Annotated in this window: 4 protein-coding genes; all 4 read left to right on the forward strand. The window is 54.8% G+C overall.

The features are described from left to right. A partial coding sequence (locus AC1DWF_RS29810; protein WP_476842408.1) for a Mu transposase C-terminal domain-containing protein occupies positions 1–1,596 on the forward strand: 1,596 nt, incomplete at its 5' end. Further along, entirely contained in the window at positions 1,597–2,655 is a 1,059-nt protein-coding gene (locus AC1DWF_RS29815; RefSeq protein ID WP_476786482.1) for an ATP-binding protein, read from the forward strand. It begins immediately after the preceding gene. After that, on the forward strand, positions 2,652–4,490 hold the full coding sequence (locus AC1DWF_RS29820) for a TniQ family protein (protein ID WP_476842409.1): 1,839 nt from the start codon (positions 2,652–2,654) through the stop codon (positions 4,488–4,490). Before AC1DWF_RS29815 ends, AC1DWF_RS29820 begins: the two co-directional genes overlap by 4 nt. A gap of 376 nt (positions 4,491–4,866) precedes the next feature. Next, the coding region (locus AC1DWF_RS29825) for a hypothetical protein (RefSeq protein ID WP_476842410.1) at positions 4,867–5,554 on the forward strand (688 nt) is incomplete at its 3' end.

Genomic DNA, 5,554 nt, shown 5'->3' on the forward strand with positions numbered 1-5,554 from the left:
ATCTACGACCTTCTGAAGGTCGTTGCTGAACGGTACGCGGATCCGAGGCAGCCCACGAAGGCATGGGTTTATCAAGAATTGGAAATTGAACTTCAGTCGCTGAATCAAACGCGCGCAGCCGAAGGAATGCCTCCGCTTTCCATGCCCAGCGTTCGGACTCTTTCCAGGGAGATCTTCAAGCTCGACGACTTCCGAGTGATGGCCGCTCGCGAAGGCATCGAGAAAGCCAAGAAAGAATTCTACATTGTGAACGGTGGCCTTGGCGTCACCCGACCACTTGAGCGCATCGAGATGGACGAGTGGAATGTTTCATTGCGGACGCTCCTGCAAGACGCACGAATCTGGAGGCATCTGTCCAAGCAGGAGCGGCTGAAGGCGGAGAAAACACGCCTATGGGTCTCCGCAGCGATTGACTGTGCCACTCGCTGCATTGTGGGTCTGTACTTGCTGGACGGATCCCCCTCCTCTGAAGCAGCCGTCAATACCCTTCKTCAGGTAGTCACGGACAAGTCCGATCTCGCCGCGGCAGCTGGATGCCAGACTTCATGGGATATGGGTAGCCGACGGATCGAAACCATCTGTACGGATACGGGATCGGCATATGTCAGCCACGAATTTCGGGCAGCCTGTGCTGAACTTCAAATCGAGATCATGTTCCCGCCTGCTGGCATGCCGCAAATGCGCGGCCGTATCGAGCGCCTTTTCTCGACCTTTCATCAGCAACTAGTTGCAAGATTTCATGGTCGAACGTTCGAGAACGTCGTAGCGAAAGGCGACTACGACGCTGACGAAATGGCGAACATCGACGCCGAAGAACTCTACCGAATGCTCGTGCGCTACGTTGTGGATGTCTACCACAACACGCCACATCGGGGCCTTGGTGGCGAAACACCTCGCAATGCCTGGATCAGACTGAACCGTCAGTTTGGAACGGAAGACACCCTTGACGAAGATATCGCCCGTTCAATCTTCGGCACGACGATCGAGGCATCCATCCAGAAAGACGGGGTCAGCCTTTTTGGTCTCACCTACCAGGATTCAAAGCTTCAGCAGCTTCGTAGGCAAACACGATACAAGCCAGTGATCGTTCGGGTCGACCAACAGGACCTCGGCTATGTCTCTGTTCGCACAGAAAAGGAGTGGCTCACCGTCCCCTGCAAACAGCCAGGTATGGATGGCGTGGGGCTCCGGGAATGGGTTCTGAGCGAAGGGAAGATCAAGCGTGAGTATGCCGATCAGGCGAAGGCAAGCCACGACGTCCGGTTGAAGGCAATCGCGGAAATTCGCAGGTTTTCCGACGCTGCGACTGAAAGGGCGGGCATTAGATCTCTCACCTATTCGTCATACGAGGTCACAAAACTCTCCCGTTGGGGTGAAGCCGCCACTCGATCKGAAGCCATCGAGGCTGATGATCGCGACTTCCTCTTCACTGATGGGGACGTCGGCAACGAAAGGCCTGGTGTGATCGTCGGTAACGTCGAGGACGCCCGCCATGGCGACGCCGACATCGTCGACGCCAAGACCACCGCCGACGATTTGCCCCCTGACACCCCCGACGCCGACATCGGCGACGACGATATGTTTATGGAGATTTGATTGCCCGACATTATTGGTTCGACCGTAAATCTTGATCACGCTTCTCGATCGGAAATCATGAAGCGTGTGCTCGGAGTGTACATTGGCCACAAGCGCGACATGACGCTTGAGGATGAGCTCGACAGGCTGATCGAAAGCTGTCGCATGAGCATCTCGTTCGACCTCGATCACCGAGCTCGCGTGGGCAGACTTGCCGAAGGCAGAATTCTTGCGGTCATGGGCAAACCTGGCGCAGGCAAGACCCGTGCTCTTGAGCGTTTGTTCCGCAAGCGCGAAGACGTTTGGGGAGCAGCCTGTGGCCTGGAGAACTCGCAACTCATCTCGGTGAAGGCCCCTTCTCCATGCACGCTGAAGCAGTTGGGCAATGCCTTGCTAAAAGCGCTTGGCTACGATCTGCAGAGAGATCTGAAGGAAAACGTCGTTTGGGACATGGTTCGCCAGCGGCTACAAATTTGCGGTGTTCGCTATGTGCACATCGACGAAGTTCAACATGCGGTAGAGAACGCCAACAGGACCGAACTCCAGAAGGTCCGCGATACGCTGAAGGCGCTTCTGCAGCAGGTTACGTGGCCAGTCTGGCTGATCCTTTCGGGAAAGCCATCCTTTGCAAGCTTCATTGAGGGTGACACCCAGCTGAAGCGGCGTAGCCGTTTCGTCCTTTTCGGCGATCTCACCCTGGCCGACGATGCAAAGCTGGTCAGGAACACAGTGAGTTCAATCGTGGAAAAGGCGGCCAGTCTTAGGCTGAAACCGTCGCTGGATGACTCATTCTTGGCCCGCTTGATCCATGCGGCCGAAGGGCAATTCGGTACGACCGTCGAGTTTGTTCAGGATGCCATCGAGGAGGCCTTTCTTGAGGGCAGCGCGGTGGTCAAGCTCGACCACTTCGCCACGGCCTACGAAGCAAGATCTGGGTGCGCTCGCGACCGCAATGTTTTCACTTCGGAACAGTGGCACCTGATCGACGTGTCGATGGCTCTTCAGGACAGCCAATGGGACGAACGAGTGGTCGAGGAGCAAGCTACCGAAAAGAAGGTGAGGGATAAGAAAAACCAATGATGCAACTTCCAGCCAACATGACGGTGCCGCTCGGCATTGGAGAGCTACCAACCAGCTTCGCCTCCCGTATTGCCTTTATCAATGGGTGCTGTGCGCGCGACTTCTGCCTGGATATGGGCTTCACATTCCAAGAGGTGGTCGACGGCGAACCCGACGCTTTGGCCAAGCTGGCGCATTGCGGGCGCATTGACCCTGAAATGCTGACCCATTCGACGTTCCGTCGGACTGAAGCACGCCTCTATGAGTTCAACGGAGAGACCATCAATCGCAATGGCTTGCTGAGGGGGCGGGTTCGGGTGTGCCCCGCCTGCCTCTCAGACGACCTGGAACGTTTCAATTGTGAGGAGGCCGCCAGACCATATCAGAGGGCAATTTGGCTGATTGGTCATATTCGGACCTGTGCGCATCACGACGAAGCCTTCATCGAAGTCACCCGCGACTTGGATCCTCACGCTATTCACGACTTCACGAAACTGCTCACTCCAATGCTATCAACGCTAACATCGCGTGGTGAAAGCGCCGTCCAGCGAAGGCCTTCGAAGCTGGAGGATTACCTGCTCTCACGCCTAGCCGCTGACAGGGATCGTGGCTCAAATTGGTTGGATAGCTTCCRTTTCGACGCAGTAGGCAAAATTTGTGAGATGCTGGGGGTCGTGGACATTCATGGCGTCAGGGTACGTCTTCGCGATCTTACTGACGACCAGTTCTACGAGGCTGGCGGCCGCGGTTACGAGATTGCGTCCCAAGGTGAATCTGGCATCCGAGAGCTTCTTGCCGAGTTGCAAACGCGGCAAGGCCCGCTCAAAAGGGGTGCCGGACCCAAGTCAGCTTTCTATCGCATCTATGAATGGTTGGCGCACGAGTCCGAGGCCGAGGCCTACGATCCTCTCCGTGACATCGTCGTACGACACTGCGTCGACACCATGCCGATCGGACCAGGTGACGACCTGTTTGGGCGGCCGATCAGCGAACGGAAGGTCCATTCTGTTCATACTGCTGCGATCGAATATGGTGCCCATCCCAAGAGACTTCGAAAGCTCCTGCACCTAGCTGGCCACCTCAGCGACGAGGCGAACTCCCTCGTGGACGATCATGCCTTGTTCGACGCACGGAACGCGCATGAGTTTATCGGGCGAGTTGTCAACGCGTTGACGTTCAAAGACGCTGCCAATTATCTGAACGTTCCGCGGCCACACGACGTCTCATTGTTGGCGAGTCGATACATCGTTCCGCTGGTAGATGCGGATCGGAACACCCTGACGCAGTACGCCTTCGAGAAGGAGCAGCTGAATTCCTTCCTCGAAAGGCTGTTTTCAGATGCCCCTGCCCTTGGTCCCAGCGAGGAGGGTTTCGTCAGCATTCTGGAAGCGAGGAAGCGCGCTTGTTGCGGACTGATGGAGATCGTGGATCTCATCATGGACAAGAAGCTGCAGCGAGTCCGTACCTTGACGTCAGAGCGGGGGTTCATGTCAGCAATGGTCGATTTGGCTGAGGTGCGTTCGCTGGTTCGCCTGGGGGATAACCGGGGCCTCTCGCTTCGGCAGGCCGAAAAATCCTTGGGCGTTACAACGAATGTGTTGAAGGCGCTTGTCGTCCACGGCTATCTGCCCAGTCGAGTCGAGATCAACCCGGTCAATCGGTGTCCGCAAACAGTGATTGATCCAGCTGACATGGCCACCTTCAAACAGGACTACGTTTCCCTCATGGGGTTGTCAGAGGAAACCGGCATCCACTTCAACCGCCTGAAAAAGGAGCTGGTTTCAATCCCCTTGGCCATGGACCGAGATCTGATCGGTGCAAGTTTCTACCTTCGCTCGTCGCTCCCCACATTCTGAACGAGCTACCATTGTCGCCTACGACCCGGCTTTCGCCGGGTTTTCTTTTGCCCTTATGTCGTTGAGGCATTTTGATAGGTTCCCGCTGAGGCAAACCATTGGGTTTTATCGCCCCTCCCAGAGGCATTCTCTTTATCAAATCCATTTGAAATCAATAAGTTACAAACGCGTTGAGGCATTCTATCGGGTCGCTGACACCACCACTCCCTGGTCGCTCCACCTCTTACCCCATACAGATCCCTCGACATTAAGGGGCGCGGTTAGCACCGCGCCTCTTTTACTTGTGCACAACTGACTATCACACACAGAAATTGTTGACGGGTCACGAACGACGTGAGCGATCATTAGAAGAACTGAGCGGAGGTGGTGAGAAAGAATGGATGCCAAGTCTACTGCGAAAAAAGGAGATGCAACCCAACCTGTGAAAAAGGATAGAATTGTCATAAGCCAAGGAGTAGTTCCGACGCACTCCCTGAAGAAAGCTTTGACGATTGCACAAGGTCTCTGGGAATTTCGCCGGCAAGAGCGAGCCACACAACCTAGCGATTGCGCTAGACTACAGCCTCGCAAGCAGTGGATGGAGAACGATCACGGGATCGGCTGTGGCCTATGGTCTGACCACAGGCGCCTACAACGCCAAGGAAATTGCACTTACAGAGCTTGGCAGGCGAATAGTGCGCCCACTACCGAGAATGATGACGACACGACTAAGGTTGAAGCTGCACTTAAGCCTGCCTTGCTCAATCAATTTTACACTAAATACGACGGTTCTAAATTCCCTAAAGACGACGTTGATAGAAACGCACTTATCACGATCGGATTTCCAAGGGACCGGACAGACTCAGCCCTAGATATACTGAAAGAAAATGGGAAATTTGCTGGACTTGTGCGAGATACGAAGACTGGACCTTTTGTCTTTTTGAAATCAAGCACACTCCCTCAGAGCATTTCAAATATCTATGACATTGATGACGAGACTTCTCCCGATTTTATTTCCCCTCCAGAGATTCAACCTACCCTTGTAAGGCCAACAGTCACTTCGACTCAGCGTGTCTTTCTGACAC

The sequence above is a fragment of the Aminobacter sp. P4_D5 genome (genome assembly GCF_056401815.1).